The sequence below is a fragment of the Kitasatospora sp. NPDC088160 genome (assembly GCF_044741445.1).
Lineage (GTDB): Bacteria > Actinomycetota > Actinomycetes > Streptomycetales > Streptomycetaceae > Kitasatospora.
The window spans coordinates 1-15544 of the sequence record NZ_JBIUSS010000005.1 but is presented as its reverse complement, the minus strand read 5'-3'; the positions used below and the strand labels follow the sequence as shown (position 1 = coordinate 15544).

Annotated in this window: 9 protein-coding genes and 1 pseudogene; 5 read left to right on the top strand and 5 right to left on the bottom strand. The window is 76.0% G+C overall.

Annotated features, from left to right (window positions below):
• Positions 1–53: 53 nt before the first annotated feature.
• From trmB to ACIOGZ_RS08775, 3 genes are all read right to left on the bottom strand, one after another.
• Entirely contained in the window at positions 54–884 is an 831-nt protein-coding gene (trmB, locus tag ACIOGZ_RS08785) for a tRNA (guanosine(46)-N7)-methyltransferase TrmB (RefSeq protein WP_363581325.1), read from the bottom strand.
• A gap of 55 nt (positions 885–939) precedes the next feature.
• Positions 940–2175, bottom strand: a complete 1236-nt coding sequence (gene lhgO / locus ACIOGZ_RS08780) for an L-2-hydroxyglutarate oxidase (protein ID WP_400985398.1) — start codon at positions 2173–2175, stop codon at positions 940–942.
• A gap of 158 nt (positions 2176–2333) precedes the next feature.
• Entirely contained in the window at positions 2334–3761 is a 1428-nt protein-coding gene (locus ACIOGZ_RS08775; protein WP_063348294.1) for a hypothetical protein, read from the bottom strand.
• A 741-nt stretch (positions 3762–4502) separates the two neighbouring features.
• Here ACIOGZ_RS08775 and ACIOGZ_RS08770 point away from each other — a divergent pair.
• The 3 genes from ACIOGZ_RS08770 (at position 4503) to ACIOGZ_RS08760 (ending at position 8120) form a co-directional block, all read left to right on the top strand.
• Positions 4503–6653 carry an asparagine synthase-related protein gene (locus ACIOGZ_RS08770; RefSeq protein WP_363581321.1) on the top strand — a complete coding sequence of 717 codons (2151 nt, stop codon included), beginning with the start codon at positions 4503–4505 and terminating at the stop codon, positions 6651–6653.
• Positions 6654–6749: 96 nt separating this feature from the next.
• Positions 6750–7271: a universal stress protein gene (locus ACIOGZ_RS08765; RefSeq protein WP_363581319.1), complete on the top strand. Its 522-nt coding sequence runs from the start codon at positions 6750–6752 to the stop codon at positions 7269–7271.
• A gap of 144 nt (positions 7272–7415) precedes the next feature.
• Entirely contained in the window at positions 7416–8120 is a 705-nt protein-coding gene (locus ACIOGZ_RS08760; RefSeq protein ID WP_363581317.1) for a DsbA family oxidoreductase, read from the top strand.
• Between the two features lie 75 nt (positions 8121–8195).
• Here the strand turns inward: ACIOGZ_RS08760 and ACIOGZ_RS08755 are convergent, their stop codons facing one another.
• Entirely contained in the window at positions 8196–10499 is a 2304-nt protein-coding gene (locus tag ACIOGZ_RS08755) for a sigma-70 family RNA polymerase sigma factor (RefSeq protein WP_400985395.1), read from the bottom strand.
• 338 nt (positions 10500–10837) lie between these two features.
• Entirely contained in the window at positions 10838–11701 is an 864-nt protein-coding gene (locus ACIOGZ_RS08750; RefSeq protein WP_400804564.1) for a TetR/AcrR family transcriptional regulator, read from the bottom strand.
• A gap of 573 nt (positions 11702–12274) precedes the next feature.
• Here ACIOGZ_RS08750 and ACIOGZ_RS08745 point away from each other — a divergent pair.
• Together ACIOGZ_RS08745 and ACIOGZ_RS08740 are read left to right on the top strand one after the other, a co-directional pair.
• Positions 12275–13612 carry an NAD(P)/FAD-dependent oxidoreductase gene (locus tag ACIOGZ_RS08745; protein ID WP_380380867.1) on the top strand — a complete coding sequence of 446 codons (1338 nt, stop codon included), beginning with the start codon at positions 12275–12277 and terminating at the stop codon, positions 13610–13612.
• A 168-nt stretch (positions 13613–13780) separates the two neighbouring features.
• Positions 13781–15067 (top strand): annotated as a pseudogene (locus ACIOGZ_RS08740) (PP2C family protein-serine/threonine phosphatase); the annotation flags it as partial.
• Positions 15068–15544: the final 477 nt, after the last annotated feature.

Below are 15544 nucleotides of genomic sequence, written 5' to 3'. Positions count from 1 at the left end.
GGAACGGCCCACCGGTCATCGCGCGGTGGCCTGTTCGAACGGCCGGCGGCGGCTCAGCGGCGGCGGAACAGCAGGTCGTGGACGACGTGTCCCTTGGCCAGCCCGGCCCGTTCGAACTTGGTGACCGGGCGCCAGTCCGGCCTCGGCGCGTAGCCGGGGATGCTGCCGTCCGGGTGGTCCGCGGGCTCCAGCCAGCCGCTGCCGTCACCCTCGGGGTGCAGGTTCTCCAGCTCCGGCGAGGCGGACAGCACGGCCAGCATCTGCTCCGCGTACGGCTCCCAGTCGGTCGCGCAGTGCACCAGGGCGCCGGGGGCGAGCCGGGGCAGCACGAGCTCCAGGAAGGACGGCTGGACCAGCCGGCGCTTGTGGTGCTTGGGCTTGGGCCACGGGTCGGCGAAGTAGACCCGCAGGCCGGCCAGCGAGGCGTCCGCCAGCATGTCGCGCAGCAGGATCACGGCGTCGCCGGCGGCCGGCCGCACGTTCCGCGAGCCGTCGCGCTCCAGCAGGCCGAGCAGGTTGCCGTGGCCGGGGGTGTGGACGTCGGCGGCGAGGATGCCCATGGCCGGGTCGGCGGCGGCCATGGCGGCCGTGGTCTCGCCCATGCCGAAGCCGATCTCCAGGGTGACCGGCAGCTCGCCGAACAGCTCCCGCAGGTCGAGCGGGCTGCCGTCGATCGGTATGCCGTACGCCTCCCAGCCCCGGTCCAGGGCGCCCGCCTGGGCGTTGGTCATCCGGCCCCGGCGCGGCTGGAAGCTGCGGATGCGCCGCTCGCGGTGCTGGGCCTCGGTGGCCTTGTGCGGGTACATCGGCGCGGGGTAGCCGGCCGGTGCGGCGGACAACCGGGCGGACGGCGAGGGCTGGGGGATCGGGGCGGTGGCAGTCACAGTTCCCCGAGTCTACGGGGCCCCCGGGCCCCTCCCGAAGGTGCTGTGACCGGGCTCATCCGCCGGCCTCCAGTGCCGCCAGCGCCCGGCGGGCCACCTCGCGGCCGATCGGCAGCGAGGCCGTGGCGGCGGGGGAGGGGGCGTTCAGCACGTGCACCGCGCGGCGCGGGGAGCGCGGGTCGGCCGGGTCGAAACCGGCGAAGGCGAAGTCGTCCAGCAGCGAGCCGTCCCGGGCCACGGCCTGGGCTCGGACCCCGGCGCCGGCCGGTACCAGGTCCTCGGGGGCGACGGCGGGCAGCAGCCGCCGCACGGCGGCGGTGAACGCCCGCTTCGACAGCGAGCGGTGCAACTCGCCCACCTCCTGGCGCCAGTGCCGCCGGGCGATCCGCCAGGCGCCGGGGAAGGCCAGCGTCCCGGCCAGGTCGCGCGGGCGCACGGTGCGCCAGTCGTAGCCCTCGCGGGCCAGCGCGGGCACCGCGTTCGGGCCGACGTGCACGTCCCCGTGGACGCCCCGGGTGAGGTGCACGCCGAGGAACGGGAAGGCCGGGTCGGGCACCGGGTAGACCAGGCCGCGCACCAAGTCCCGTCGCCCCTCGGCCAGTTCGTAGTACTCGCCGCGGAACGGCACGATCCGCACCCCGGGCTCGTCCCCGGCCAGCCGGGCGATCCGGTCGCTGTGCAGCCCGGCGCAGTTCACCAGCACCTGGCAGCGCAGCTCCCCGGTGGAGGTCTGCACCGTCACGCCGTCCGCCCGTCGGGCCACCGCCCGCAGCTCGCAGCCGAGCCGGAGCTCCGCACCCGCCTCCCGGGCCAGCCGGGCGTAGGCGGTGGCGACGGCCGGGAAGTCGCAGACGCCGGTCGTGCCGACGTGCAGCCCCGCCACCCCGGTGACCTGCGGCTCGTACCGGGCGATCCCGGCCCGGTCCACCTCGGTGACGGGGATGCCGTTCGCCCGCCCGCGCTCGGCCAGCGCCGCCAGCCGGGGCAGTTCCTCCGTGCCGGTGGCCACGATCAGCTTGCCGGTGACCTCGTGCGGGACGCCCTGCTCGCGGCAGAACGCCACCAGCTCGCCGGCGCCCGCCACCGCGTACCGGGCCTTGTACGAGCCCGGCCGGTAGTAGACGCCGCTGTGGATCACCCCGCTGTTGCGCCCGGTCTGGTGGGCGGCGAAGCCGGGCTCCTTCTCCAGCACCGCGAGCCGCAGTCCCGGCCGGGCCCGGGTCAGCGCGTACGCGGTGGCGAGGCCGACGATCCCGCCGCCCACCACCAGCACGTCGAAGTCGTACGCCACCGCCCGCTCCTCGCAGTCCGCCCGGCTCCCCCGCCGCCGATGCTGCCACGCCGGGCGGGACCGGTCGAGGGCGCCCGGGCCCAGGTGGCGGTGCCGTACCTGAGCGCGCCCGGCCCCTCTCGCCGGTGCACCTCAACTGCCGCCGGGCACGCCCCCGGTCACGCCGGGGCGACCAGGACCGCGCGGGCCCGTTCGGTCAGCTCCCGGACACGGCGCTCGCCCTGGAAGGGCTCCAGGCGGCGCAGCATCTCCACCACGTACTCCCGGCTGCGCTGGGAGGAGATCCGGCCGGCCACCTCGACGGCGCGCTCGCCGGCGGCGACCGCGGCGTCCAGGTTGCCGGCCTCGGCCTCGGCCATCGCCGAGACCACCAGTCGCAGTCCGTGCGAGCGGACGAAGCCCTCGGTGGGCTTGGCCAGTGCCTCGCGGGTGAACTGGCGGACCTTGGAGGGCACTCCGAGGTCGCGGAAGCACTCGGCGGCGTCGGCGGCGAGCCGGTCGTAGGCGTAGAAGTCGATCCACGCCGGATCGGGATCCCCGGCGCGGGCCCGTTCGAGTGCGCTCTCCGCCGCGCCGAGCGCCGTCGCGCACGCCGCCGCGTTGCGGGCCTTGGCCTGGGCCCGGGCCTCCACCAGGTGGAAGAAGCTCATCGTCCGGGCGGTGGCCAGGCCCCGGTTGCGCTCCAGGGCGGCCTGGGCGAGGTCCACCGCCTCCTCGGCGAAGCCCCGGTAGCCGGCCTGGAGGCTCATCGAGGCGAGCACGTAGCCGCCGAGCGGCACGTCGGCGGCGGCCCGGGCGAGCCGCAGGGCCTGGATGTAGTAGCGCTGGGCGGCCTCGTGCTGCCCGGTGTCGAAGGCCATCCACCCGGCCAGCCTGGTCAGTTCGGCGGTCGCGCCGAACAGCGCCCGGCCGACGGTGTCGCTGTACGAGGCCAGCAGCAGCGGGGCCGCCTCCACCCGCAGGCACTCCGGCACCATCGACGAACGCCAGTCCCCGCCGCCGTACTTGGAGTCCCAGCGGCGGGCCTCCTGGGCGGCCTCGCGGAGCTTGGCGGCGTCCGAGTGGCCGACCCGGTAGGAGGACGCCTCACTGGGCGCGCGCGGCGCCTCCCGGGCGACCGAACCGTCCGCCGGGGTGATCAGCCAGCGGGACACCGGCGTCGCGTAGGCGGCGACCGAGAAGGTGCCGGCCAGGCTGTCGCTCCAGCGGCCGCCGCCGGGGCCGCGGCGCAGGTCGAGGTCGACCCGCCACAGGTCGGTGGCGGAGCGGACCGCCTCGGCGACGTCGCGGGGGAAGGCCAGGCCGAGTTCGGGGGCCGGGTCGGTGTCGCCGAGGCCGATCTCCTCCAGCGGCACCGGGCGGCCGAGCTTGCCGCCGATCGCGGTGGCGATCAGGTGCGGGACGGGACCCTGCGGGACCATGCCCTTGCTGACCCAGCGGGCCACCGAGGTCTTGTCGTACCGCAGGGTCAGCCCGCGCTGGGCGCCCAGGTCGTTGACCCGGCGGGCCAGTCCGGCGTTGCTGATCTGGGCGAGGGTCAGGAGCGTGCCGAGCCGTTCGTTCGGTCCTCGTGGGCTGACGGTCATGGTGGCGGCGGCACCTCCTGCGGCCTTGTGCTCGGGGCCCGGGCGGCACCGGGCCGTAGCTGCTGTACCTAGAGTAGTCGGACGCGTTCCGACGGTTAAGAGGCCGCATTCCGGATGGCGGGATCGTGCACCCGGCGGTGCGGCGCCGGCTCCTCGCCGGGGTTGGTCCGGACCACTCGGATCGGGCCGGGGGTGCCGCGCGCCGGAGCGTCGTGCTCCGGTCCTGTGTTCACGTGCGCCCGGCCGTGCCCCCTGGCTCGACCGGCTGGTCGGCGATTCGCTGGTGGTCGTGGGTCGGCCCGCCGTCGAGGACCCGGCGGGCCGGGGGATGCCGCCGCCTCAATCCCCGCGGGCGGCGGCTGAGTCCGGGAGGGCATGCGGATGCCCTCCCGGGCTGGGCGACGCCTTTCGGCCATCTCGCGATGCCCATGCCAAAGGCGGCACGGGGGGCGGTCCGGGCCGGGGAGGGGAAGGCCCGGCCCGCCCCGCGGACCACGCGAACACGTCAACACCCGTTGCCCGCAACGGGATCGCCGCCGGGCCCGGAACCGCCCCGCACCGGGACCACCGGCGGAACCGGAACCGGCAACACGGGCCACGGGAGCGCCAACCGGTGGCACGATGTCTCCTGACGGCGCGCCGGTACCCGGGGCGGCCGCCACGGCACACCGCGGACCGGCGAGGAGCCGCCCGGCGGCGGAAGCGCCGTACGGGTGCAGGTCCTCGTCCGGTGGAGGCGCGATGCGGTGGCTGACGGGCTGGAGCACGGGCACGCCCCGGGCGGGCGCACCAGCGCACGAGGCACTCGGTACGGTCGCACCGATCGCCGCGCGCCCCCTGTGGACCGGACCCAACCCGCTCTGGGCCGTCGGGGACTGGCGCCCCGAGGAGATCCGCCTCGCCACCCTCCGCCCCGGCGCCCCCGCCACGGTCACCACCGGCCCCACCGCCCCCGACCCCGTCGAGGACACCCCCGCCACCCTGCGCCTCGCCGTCCTCGGCCACTGCGGCGCCACCGACGCGGAACTCGCAGCCGGCCTCGCCGCCGCCCGCGGCGGCGCCGTCCGCCACCTCACCGCCTGGCCCGGCAGCTACACCGCCGTCCTGCGCACCGGCACCCGCTCCACCCTGCTGCTCACCGACCTGGCCGGCGCCCAGCCGGTCTTCCACACCCCCTGGGCCGGCGGCACCGCGTACGCCACCGCCGCACTCCCGCTCGCCGACCTGGTCGGCGCCCCGCTGGACACCGGACACCTCGCCGCCCGGCTCGCCTGCCCCGAATCGCCCGAGGCCCTCGGCGCCGGAACCCCGTACCTGGGCGTCCAGCGGGTGCCGCCCGGCCACGTGCTCGCCATCCGCAGTGGCCACCCCTACCTCTCCGCCTACGACGACCCCGCCGTCCGGGAGCAGCCGCGCGACGAGGCGCCCGCCGTCCGCGAACTCACCCGCGCGCTGCTGGAGTCCGTCCGCTCCCGGGTCCGCACCACCGCGCCCGCCACCGCGCGGGGCCCGGCCGGCCGCGCCCGGCTCGGCGTCGACCTCTCCTACGGCACCGCCTCCGCCACCGTCGCCCTGCTCGCCGCCGCCGTGCCGCTGCCGCCGGTGCCCGCGAGCACGGGCCCGGAGCGCCTGCCGGCTGTCGGCGCCGGGGCCAGGAACGGCGCGGTCAAGGGCTCCTGGGCCCGCGTCGCCGCCCAAGAACCCTCCACCCCGGAACAGTTGGCCGCCGTCACGCTCGGCGAGACCGAACCCCCCACCACCCTCGCGCTCGCCCCCGACACCCCCCGGCTACGGCACACCGTGCTCCACCCCGGCCCCGACACCCTCCCGTACGCCGGACTGCACGCCGACGCACCGCCCGGCCGGCTCACCGACGAGCCCGGGCCCGAACTCGTCGCCGCCGCCCGTGCCGAGGCCCGCTTCGACGCCGGCGGCACCGACCACCTCACCGGCTACGGTGCCCGCCAGGTCCTCGACGGCCACCCGGCCCGGCTCGCCGACCTCATCCGGGCCGGCCGCCCGCGCGAACTGTTGCCCCCGGTCGCCGCGCTGGCCGGTGCCGACCGGGCCGTCGTCGGCGTCCTGGCCGGCGCGCTGCGCACCCCGCTCACCGTGGTTCGGGCCGCCCACCGGCTCTCCCGGGTCCGGTACGCCGAGGCGCTGGACGACGCCGCCGCCAAGTTGACGGCCCGCCACCTCCCGGGCGGCGGCCGTACGGCGGGCGACCGTTCGGTCGGCGACCTCGCCTGGTGCGTCCCCGGCCCGGCCGCCCGCTGGCTCTCCGACGAGGCGCTCTCCTCCGTCGCCCTCCGGCTGCGACTGGCAGCGCGCAGACCGGCGCCCGACGAACGCCCGGGCGCACACCGTGCCCGGCACGCCCTCTACCGGCACGCGCGCTCCTACCGCACCCTCGTCCACGCCGCCGAACAGCCCGGCCAGCGGCTGCACGCGCCGTTCCTCGACAACCAGGTGGTCCGCGCCGCCCGCCTGCTCCCCGACGACGTCCGCCTCCAACCCGGAGCCCGGCACGCCCTCCTGCACGCCGTCCTCACCGGCGCCGGCCGCACCGACCTGCCCCCCGACTGGGGCCGCGGCCCCCGCCCCGACCGCACCGCCCCCGCCCGGGCCGGCCTGCGCCTCGCCGCCGACGGCCTCGCCGAACTCTTCGACGCCCCCCTCCTCGCCGAAGCCGGCCTCATCGACCTCCCCGCCGTCCGCGCCGGCCTCGCCGACCCCGCCACCCCCCTCTCCCCGGCCGCCCTGGCGGGCCTCGCCGACCTGGTCTCCACCGAACTCTGGCTCCGCCGCGTCCGCGCCCGCCGCCACGGAGCCTGCTGGACCGGCCTTCCCCTGGCCCAACCCCCGGCCCTCGGCCCCGTCCGGCCCTCCTGACCCCCTCCGGGCGCCGCGCCCGGCCGGGCGGCGGGGTCCGGGAGCCGGGGCAGGTGATGATGGCGGGCAATGAGTCCGTCGGTGAGGAGAGCCGTGGTGGCCAGCGTGAGCCCGGAGCAGTCCGTTCCCGTCGTGCTGTCGGTGTCGGGACGGCCGCCGACGGGGCGCCCGCCGGGGGTACTGGCGGCCTGCGACGGGTCGGACGGGTCGCTGTGGGCGCTGGACCGGGCGATGACCGAGGCGGAGTCGTTCGGGCTACCGCTGTACGTGCTGGCCGTGGTGAACCCGGCGCCGGCCGGCTACCCGCCGGGGATGGCGGAGCTGGTGCAGGAGAGCGTCGAGACGCTGGTGGAGAGCATGGCGGACGGGCTGCGCCGGGCGGTGGTGGCCGTGCAGGGGCAGCGTTCCCGGCCGTACGCGGGGGAGATGTCGCTGCACGTGGTGCTGGGGAACGTGATCGAGGTGCTGCTGGAGGCCTCGACCCGGCAGCACACGCTGGTGCTCGGCACGCGGGGGAACGGGGGGTTCGCGCGGTTGCTACTGGGTTCGGTGAGTTCGGCGGCGGTGCACCACGCGGCGTGCCCGGTGCTGGTGGTTCCGGCGCCCGCGGAAGGCTGATCCGGGGCGGGGTCGGGGTGCTGACCAGCCCGGGTCAGGGCGTCGCTGACCAGGGAAGCTGACCGGGGTGCCGGGAATGTACCGAGATGGTTCATCGTTCACCTATCCCGATACCCGTCCCCGCCCCACCCCTGGAGTCCCCTCATGAAGGTCGAGATCTGGTCCGACATCGCCTGCCCGTGGTGCTACATCGGTAAGCGCCGTTTCGAGCAGGCCCTGGAGGGCTTCGCCGGCAAGGAGGGCGTCGAGGTGGTCTACCGGCCGTACCAGCTGGTCCCGGACGCGCCGGCGACGGCGAGCCCGCACCGCGCGTGGCTGGCCGAGCGCTACGGCCCGCAGTCGGTGGCGATGGACGCACGGGTGGCCGAGCTGGGCCGCGCCGAGGGCATCACGTACGACTTCGACGCCGCGCTGCACGCCAACACCTTCCTGGGCCACCGCCTGCTGCACCTCGCCGAGACCGAGTACGGCGCGGCCGTCCAGGGGCGGCTGAAGGAGGAGCTGCTGAAGGCGCACTTCACCGACGGTGTCGACGTCGGCGACCGCGCCGCGCTGACCGACGTCGCCGTGGCAGCCGGCCTGGACCGGGCGCGGGTGACCGCCTACCTGGCGGGCGACGAGGGCGCCACCGAGGTGAGCGCGCAGCTGGCCGAGGCCCGGGAACTGGGCATCACCGCCGTGCCGACCTTCGTGTTCGAGGGCAAGTGGGCGGTGCAGGGCGGCCAGGACGCCGAGACCTTCCGCAAGGTGCTGGAGCAGGTCGCCGCCGAGATCGGCGAGACCCGCCCGGCGCCGGTGCAGGTCGCCCCGGCGGGGGAGGCCTGCGCGGACGGCTCCTGCGCGATCTGACCCCGCACAGGCCCACCCCGCACAAGCCCCACCCCGTGTGGGTCCCACCCCACGCAGCCCCCGCCGAGGCCCGTTTCAGGAACACCTGAAGCGGGCCTCGGCCCAGTCCGCCACGTTGAGCGCCGACCAGATCCCGTGCACCGGGGTGACCACCAGCCGGATCGACTTCTGCCCGGCCAGCGGCACGTGCACCGGTACCGCGTCGTCCCCCGCGGCGAGCGGGAGGGAGCGCCACAGGGTGCCGCCGTCGCCGCCCTGGACGGAGAAGACCACGCCGCCCGGCGAGAGCGTGGCGTCGTCGACTCCGGCGACCGCGTCGAAGGACGTGCAGCTGCGGTTGAGGTCGATCAGGGTGGTCGCCGGGGCGTGCACGGTGATGGCGTGCCCGTGGCGTTCGCCGCCGATCCAGGCGCTGTCGTGCTGCCAGAACCAGTCGCTGCCCTTCTGCCGGATGCTGGGGCCGGGCGGCGGCACCCGGTTGTTGCCGGGCTTGACCACGGGCAGTGAGTCGGCCCAGAAGTCGGTGGGCGCGGGCGGGGTGACCGTCGGGGTGGGCAGCGGCGGCACGGTGGGCGTGGGCACGACGGGGACGACCGGCGGCTCGGGCGTGGGCAGCGGCGGCACGCTGGGCGTCGGCACGGCGGGGACGTCCGGGGCCGGCGGCGGCGTGGGGGTCCGCTTGGGCGTCGTCGAGCTCGGCGTGACCGGCGACGCGGCCTTCGTCGTGGTCTGGGCGGCTGCCGGGGCGGGCGTCGACCGGGTGACCGGCGTCGGGCTCGGGCTCGGGCTCGGCTCGGACGGTGCCGGGGCGGCCGCGGTGCTGCTGGGCGCCGGGTCGGCGGGCGCGGGCGGCCCGGGTGCGGGGGCCTGCGGCCGGGGGGTGGCGGGGGCGCCGGCGGCGGGGGGCGCGGCCGTGGGGGGCTTGGGTTCGGGCGAGCCGGTGAGCGCGTACGCGGCGACGGCGGCTGCGGCCACCGCGACGGCGGCGGCGATCCCGGCCTTGGCGGCGGTGCCCAGGCCCTCGCCGGCCGCGGCGCCGGCTCCGGCCCCGCCTCCGCCGGAGGCCGCACCGGCGCCCGCACCCGCTGCACCCGCACCCGAACCGGCTCCCGCGGTTCCGGAGGTGGCCGCCGCGGTGCCCGCAGCCGCACCGCCGACCGCGGCGGCTCCGCCGACGGCCGCCGCGGCGGCGCCGAACCCGCCGACCCCGATCCAGACGAGCACGCCGCCGGGCAGCAGCGCGCGCAGGCCGGTGTTGATCTCGGTGAGTTCGAGGCAGGCGGCCGTGCAGCGGTCGCACCCCTGGAGGTGCCGTCCGACCTCCGCCGAGGCCCGCTTGCGCAGCGATCCGCGCGCGTACGCGCCGAGCCGGTTGGCGTACGCCTCGCAGGTGCGGTCCTGGCTGCCGGAGACGTGCGCCTGGAGGAAGGCGGCGGCGAGCCGGTCGCGGGCCCGGTGGGCCTGGACGGCGGTGGCGTTGGCGGTCTTGCCGAGCATCACGGCGACGGTCTTCGGGGACTCCCGCTCGACCTCGGTGTGCCAGAGCACCACCCGGTCGTCCTCGGGCAGTTCGGCGTAGGCCTGCATGACCATGCGCTGGTCGGCCATGGCCATCGCCCAGGCATCGGCGCCGGGGTCGGCCAGGTCGAGGTCGACGACGGCGGCCGAGGTCTGGGCGAACACGCTGAAGTCGTCGACGAGTTGCTCGCGCCGCTCGCTGCGGGTCCAGGCGGCGGCGACGTTCCGGACGGCGGTCAGCAGGTAGGCGCGGACGGCGAACTCCGGGCCCTTGCCCGCCCTCAGGGCTTGCAGGGTGCGGGCGAAGACCTCGCCGGCGAGGTCTTCCGCGGTGAAGCTGTCCCGGCAGCAGGTGCGGGCGTAGCGGCGCACCGAGTCGGCGTGCCGGCGGTAGATCTCCTCGTACGCGGTGTCGTCGCCGGCCCGGACCCGGGCGGTCAACTCGGCGTCGGAGGCCGGGCGCTCGCCGTCGACCGGGTCGGCGGGGGCGGGCACGGTGGGGCGGGCGGGGCGGCCGGCGCCGACGAACGCCTCGGGGGCGACGCCGCCCCGGCCGGCCGGGGCCTGGCCGGGCACCCGTCCGGGTGGCAGCGCGGCGGCGGAGGCGGAGAGGGACTCGCGGCTGGGCATGCCCGCCTGGTCGGGCACGTGTCCGGTGGTCGGGCCGGTGGCCGAACCCGGTGCGGCGCCGGGTACTTGGGCCGGGCCGCCGGAGGCCGTGGCGGGGCCTTCGGACGTACTGGACGTACTGGACGTACTGGACGTGCTGCCGGACGAGCCGTCGGCCAGTCCCCCGGTCAAGCCTCCGGACGGGCCGAAGTCGAGGCCGTACCCGTAGTCGTTCTGTTCCTCGGCGCTCACAACGGACCCCAGATTCCACGACAGCCCCCGCAGTGTGGCAGGGCGCGCGGGAGCGCGTGGGCGCACGGTTCCGCGCTGTACGGCGCCGAGGGCGCGCGAAGGGCGCGCATCGGGACATTGGCTCCAACCACGGGCAAAGGATGGCATAGCGCAGAGATGGGCGGTAGCCGGACCGGCCGGGACCCACTCTTCCGAGGAGCCGTCGCGGATGTGTTCGGCCAGCACAGGGCGGGTGGTTGCGTACCGCCCGCACCCGGCGCGCGTGACTGGTCCGCGCGCCGGTCTCCCGTCCAACTCCCGTCCCCGCCACCTGCGGGGGCCGCACCCGTGGTGGCGCGTCAGCGTGCCCGCAGGCCGTCCAGCAGGATCTCCAGCAGCCGGTCCGAGGGGCCGGCGGTCGGCTGCCCCTCCGCCTGCTGCACCCCGGCCGAGAAGCCGGCCGTGGTCGGCGCGGTGCGGGCCGCGTGCACCGGCACCGAGGCGGTCAGCACCAGCACGACGTCCGACACCGTGACGCCCGGCCGCAGTTCGCCGGCCGCGCCGACCCGGGCGACCAGGGCGGCCAGCAGTTGCAGCAGCAGCCGGGGATCGGCGTCGGCCGCCGACGGCTCGACGGCCGCACCGTTCTGCGCGTCCTCGCCGCGCAGGTCGAACCGGACGGCGGCCGGCTCGGGCACCCGCTGCTCGGGCACCCGGCCCAGCTCCTCCGCGTACCGGAACGCCTCCGGCGGCAGCAGCCGCCCGGCACCGGTGCTGACCGCCCGGGCCAGGTAACCGGCCAACGACTCCCAGGCGCCGCCGCCGCCGTACAGCGACTCCCGCGCCTGCGCGGTCAGCCAGGCCACCTCCTCGGCGGCGATCCGCTGGACCAGCACCTCCTTGCTCGGGAAGCGCCGGTAGACCGTCCCGACGCCGACCCCGGCCCGGCGTGCGACCTCCTCCATCGGCGCGCCGTAGCCGAACTCGCCGAACACCTCGCGGGCGGCCCGCAGCACGCTCTCCAGATTCCGCCGGGCGTCCACCCGTAGTCGGGCCCCGGGGACGTGCACGGTGGCCGGTGGTGGCTCCACCCGGTAGGGGACGCCCGGATAGGCGGCCCCGACCTCCGGTGGCAGGTCCACCGGGCCGCGCTGTTCCGGCACCATGCCCTGGCCGGCGTGCGGTGTTCCCGTTCGCCCCAACACCTGCTCCTGCTCCATCATCCCAACTCTCCCCCGCAGGCGCCCGAACCCGGACCCTGTCGTCGCCCGCCCCTGCACCCCCCGGTGCAGCTCAGCCCGTCAGAAATGACCTGATGACCCATCGCTCGTTGCCGCCCGTCCCGTTTCGTGACCACGGTTCGTGCCTCCGGGCCGGCTCGCGTCCGGCTCGGCGCGTCGGCACCGTCCGGGGCCTTGTCCGGGAACTACCCTTCCCCGGATGACTGTCCCGCAGTCGGGTTCTCGAGCCAACGCTGGAACTGGCCGTAGTGGCCGCTCCACGGTGCGTCGCCGCCGATTGTCATGGCGGTAACCGCTCCGGCACACAATCCGACCATAGTTCACGCCCGTTCGCGGCCGAAAGTCCGTCAGAAAGTCGCCCGGGCAGCACAACTGGCCCCACCCGTCGACTCCCGTCACATCCGGCGCGGTACGGACTGTGGACAAGACCGCCCCTGCCGGTCCTTCATAGGGGGGCGCGAGGGGGGACACCCCCGGCCGCGGGGCCGGGAGGAAGCGCCAATCGGCAGGAGGTGCACCATCAGAATCCTGATCGCCGGCGGAGGCTGCGCCGGGATGGCCACCGCGCTGCACCTCCAGCGCGGCCTGCGGGAACGGCTGCGACGCGGCGAGGTCGAGATCACCGTCGTCGAGCCCCAGGCCTACTTCACCTACCACCCGCTGCTGGCCGAGGTCGCGGCTGGCTCGATCGACCCCCGGCACGTGGTCGTCCCGCTCCGCCGGGCCCTGCCGGACTGCCGGGTGCTGACCGCCCGGATCACCCGGATCGAACACGCCGCCCGCCGCGCCTTCGCCGACGCCGCGGGACCCGGAGAGGCCGCCGCGCCGATCGAACTCCCCTACGACGTCCTGGTGGTGGCGCCCGGCTCGGTCTCCCGGACGGCGCCGGTGCCCGGCCTGGCCGAACACGGCCGCGGCTTCTCCACCGTCGGCGAGGCCGTGGGCCTGCGCAACCACGTCCTGGAACAGCTCGACCTCGCCTCCGCCACCCGCGACCCGGCCCTGCGCCAGGCCGCGCTCACCTTCGTCTTCGTCGGCGCCGGGTACGCGGGCGTCGGCGCGCTCGCCGAACTGGAGGACATGGCCCGGACCGCGGTGCGCGGCTACCACAACGTCCGCCCCGAGGACCTGCGCTGGGTCCTGGTCGAGGCCACCGACCGGATCCTGGCCGAGGAGTCGCCGGAGCTGGCCGAGCACACCCTCGGCCAGCTCCGCGAACGCGGCGTCGACATCCGGTTGCGCACCACCCTGGCGTCCGCCGCGGACCGGGTCGTCGCCCTGTCCGACGGCAGCCGCTTCGGTGCCCGCACCCTGGTCTGGACGGCCGGGGTGCGGCCGGCCCCGCTGCTGCGCGACACCGACCTGCCGCTGGACACCCTCGGCCGGGTCCGCTGCCTCGCCACCCTGCAAGCCGTCGGCCCGGACGGACGCGCGCTGCCCGGCGTCTGGGCGGCCGGGGACTGCGCCGCCGTACCGGACCCCGACGCGGACGGGGCGCCCTGCGCGCCCAACGCCCAGCACGCCTTCGCCCAGGCCGAGCTGCTCGCCCGGAACATCGCGGTCGCCCTGGACGCCGGACCGCACGCCCCGGGCCTCGCCGAGTACCGGCCGGGCCACGCCGCCTGCTCGACCTCGCTGGGCCTGCGCCGGGCCGTCGCCCACACCCGGCGCGGCCGCCGGATCACCGGGCGGCGGGCCTGGTGGCTGCACCGGGCCCGGCACCTGCGGCGCCTGCCGAGCGCGGAGCGCCGGGTGCGGGTGCTGATGGACTGGGTGCTGGGCGGGCTGTTCTCCCGCGAGGTGGTCTCGCTGGGGGCGGCGGAGCATCCGCGTCCGGAGTTCGAGGCCGGGTCCGGGCCGCGGCCCGACGGCGGTCCGGACGCCCCGCGGTGAGCGCCCCGGTGCCCCGCGCCGGGGCGGAACGGGCGGCCACGCCGGGCGGGCGACTTCCGGAATCGGGCCCTTGCCTGACAGGATCAGCCCAACCTAGTCATTACCCCGTGTGCTGATGCGCACACAAAAAGTGATGATATGCCTGGAAATCGAGGAAGCGGCCGTCGTTTGAACCTCATGCGCTGGAGCGCCCGGCTCACCGGAGTCCCTTGGCGTGCCGCCCCGCCGACCGGGGCCGGCACCGACGAGGGCGCGCCCTCCGCCGACGGCGTCGTCGTCCCCGGCCCCCGCGACCCCACCAACCTGGCCACCGCCGCCGAACTCCTCGACCTGCACAAACCCCAGAACCTGCGCGAGGTCCTCAACCGGATCCCCGCCCCGGTGGCCGTCACCTACGGCCCGCTCCACCAGCTCGGCTACGCGAACCGCGCCTACCGCGAACTCTTCGGAGACCGCACCACCGGCCTGCCCGCCGGAGAAGCCCTCCCCGAACTCGGCACCATGGGCGTCCTGGCCCTGATGGACCAGGTCATCCGCGGCGGCCGCCCGCGCAGCGTCAAGGCCCGCTGCATCCTCGGCCTCACCGGCAACCGCTACTACAACGTCTCCTGCGTCCCGCTCGGCCCCGGGGACACCGGGGACACCGGGGACACCCCCACCGAGGGACCGCCCGCCGGCGTCCTGATCTTCGCCGCCGAGGTCACCGACCAGGTCCTCGCCGCCGCCCGGCTCCGCGAAGCCGAACGCCGCCAGCGCGAGGCCGCCGTCACCCTCCAGCGCAGCCTCCTCCCGCAGAAGCTCGACCAGCCGGCCGACCTGAGGGTCGCCGCCACCTACCAGCCCGGCGGCGCCGAGGCCGCCGTCGGCGGCGACTGGTACGACGTCATCGCCATCGACGGCGGCCGAACCGCCCTGGTCATCGGCGACGTGATGGGGCGAGGCCTGCGCGCCGCCGCCGTCATGGGCCAGCTGCGCACCGCCGTCCGCGCCTACGCCCGGCTCGACCTGCCCCCGCACGAGGTGATGCGCCTGCTCGACGGCCTCGCCATGGAGATCGACGCCAACCAGATCGCCACCTGCACGTACGCCGTCTGGGACCCGCAGCGCCGCACCCTCTCCTACGCCTCCGCCGGGCACCTCCCCATGCTGCTGCGCTGCCCCGACGGGACGGTCCTGCGCAGCGAGGAGCAGAACGGCCCGCCGCTCGGTACCGGCGACGGCCTCCACGTCTCGCACACCCTGCGCCTGCTGCCCGGGACCACCGGCGTCCTCTATACGGACGGCCTGGTCGAACGCCGCGACGAGGACATCGACGAGGGCCTCGACCTCCTCGCCCGCACCCTCACCGGCGCGGTCGGGGCCCCGGAGGTGATCTGCGCCCGCCTCCTGCGGGCGATGGGCGTGACCTCCGAGCACGACGACGACGTCGCCGTCCTGGCCTTCCACCTGCCGGCGGAGGAGGCGGAGGAGAAGGCGGAGGAAGAGGTGGCCGAAGAGAGCGCCACCGAGGCGGAACCGGCGCTTGACTCGGCCTTGCCCGAGGTCTAGTGTTCTTCGAGCTGCCTGGCAGGGAGCACCGGACACGCATTTGCGCGGACGGTCCCGCCGTAGCCAATCCTTTCGAAACACCACTTCCCGGTTCGGGCTGGGTCGCGTCTTGTCGCGGCTTGGTTCCTATTCGGCGTGTTCGTTTTATTGGATTGCGGTCGATTCGCTTTTCGGAGCGGGGATCGGCTAGAGTTTGAAACGTCGGACGGGGCGTCAAGCCGCAGAAGACACCAGCGAGTTGGATGAACGAAGCGCCGGAAACGGAGCGGAAAACATCTGGTAAGCTGGGAACACGAAAGAACGAAGCGCCCGGAGGGCCCGCTGGAAGGCGGTCCGAAGGAAGTGTCCGTTCCTTGAGAACTCAACAGCGTGCCAAAAGTCAAC

Excerpts from the sequence above, each read along its gene's own strand:
- ACIOGZ_RS08760 (WP_363581317.1), top strand. The coding sequence starts at position 7,416 with ATGAAGGTCGAGATCTGGTCCGACATCGCCTGCCCGTGGTGCTACATC.
- ACIOGZ_RS08770 (WP_363581321.1), top strand. The coding sequence starts at position 4,503 with ATGCGGTGGCTGACGGGCTGGAGCACGGGCACGCCCCGGGCGGGCGCA.
- ACIOGZ_RS08745 (WP_380380867.1), top strand. The coding sequence starts at position 12,275 with ATGGCCACCGCGCTGCACCTCCAGCGCGGCCTGCGGGAACGGCTGCGA.
- ACIOGZ_RS08750 (WP_400804564.1), bottom strand. The coding sequence starts at position 11,701 with ATGATGGAGCAGGAGCAGGTGTTGGGGCGAACGGGAACACCGCACGCC.
- ACIOGZ_RS08775 (WP_063348294.1), bottom strand. The coding sequence starts at position 3,761 with ATGACCGTCAGCCCACGAGGACCGAACGAACGGCTCGGCACGCTCCTG.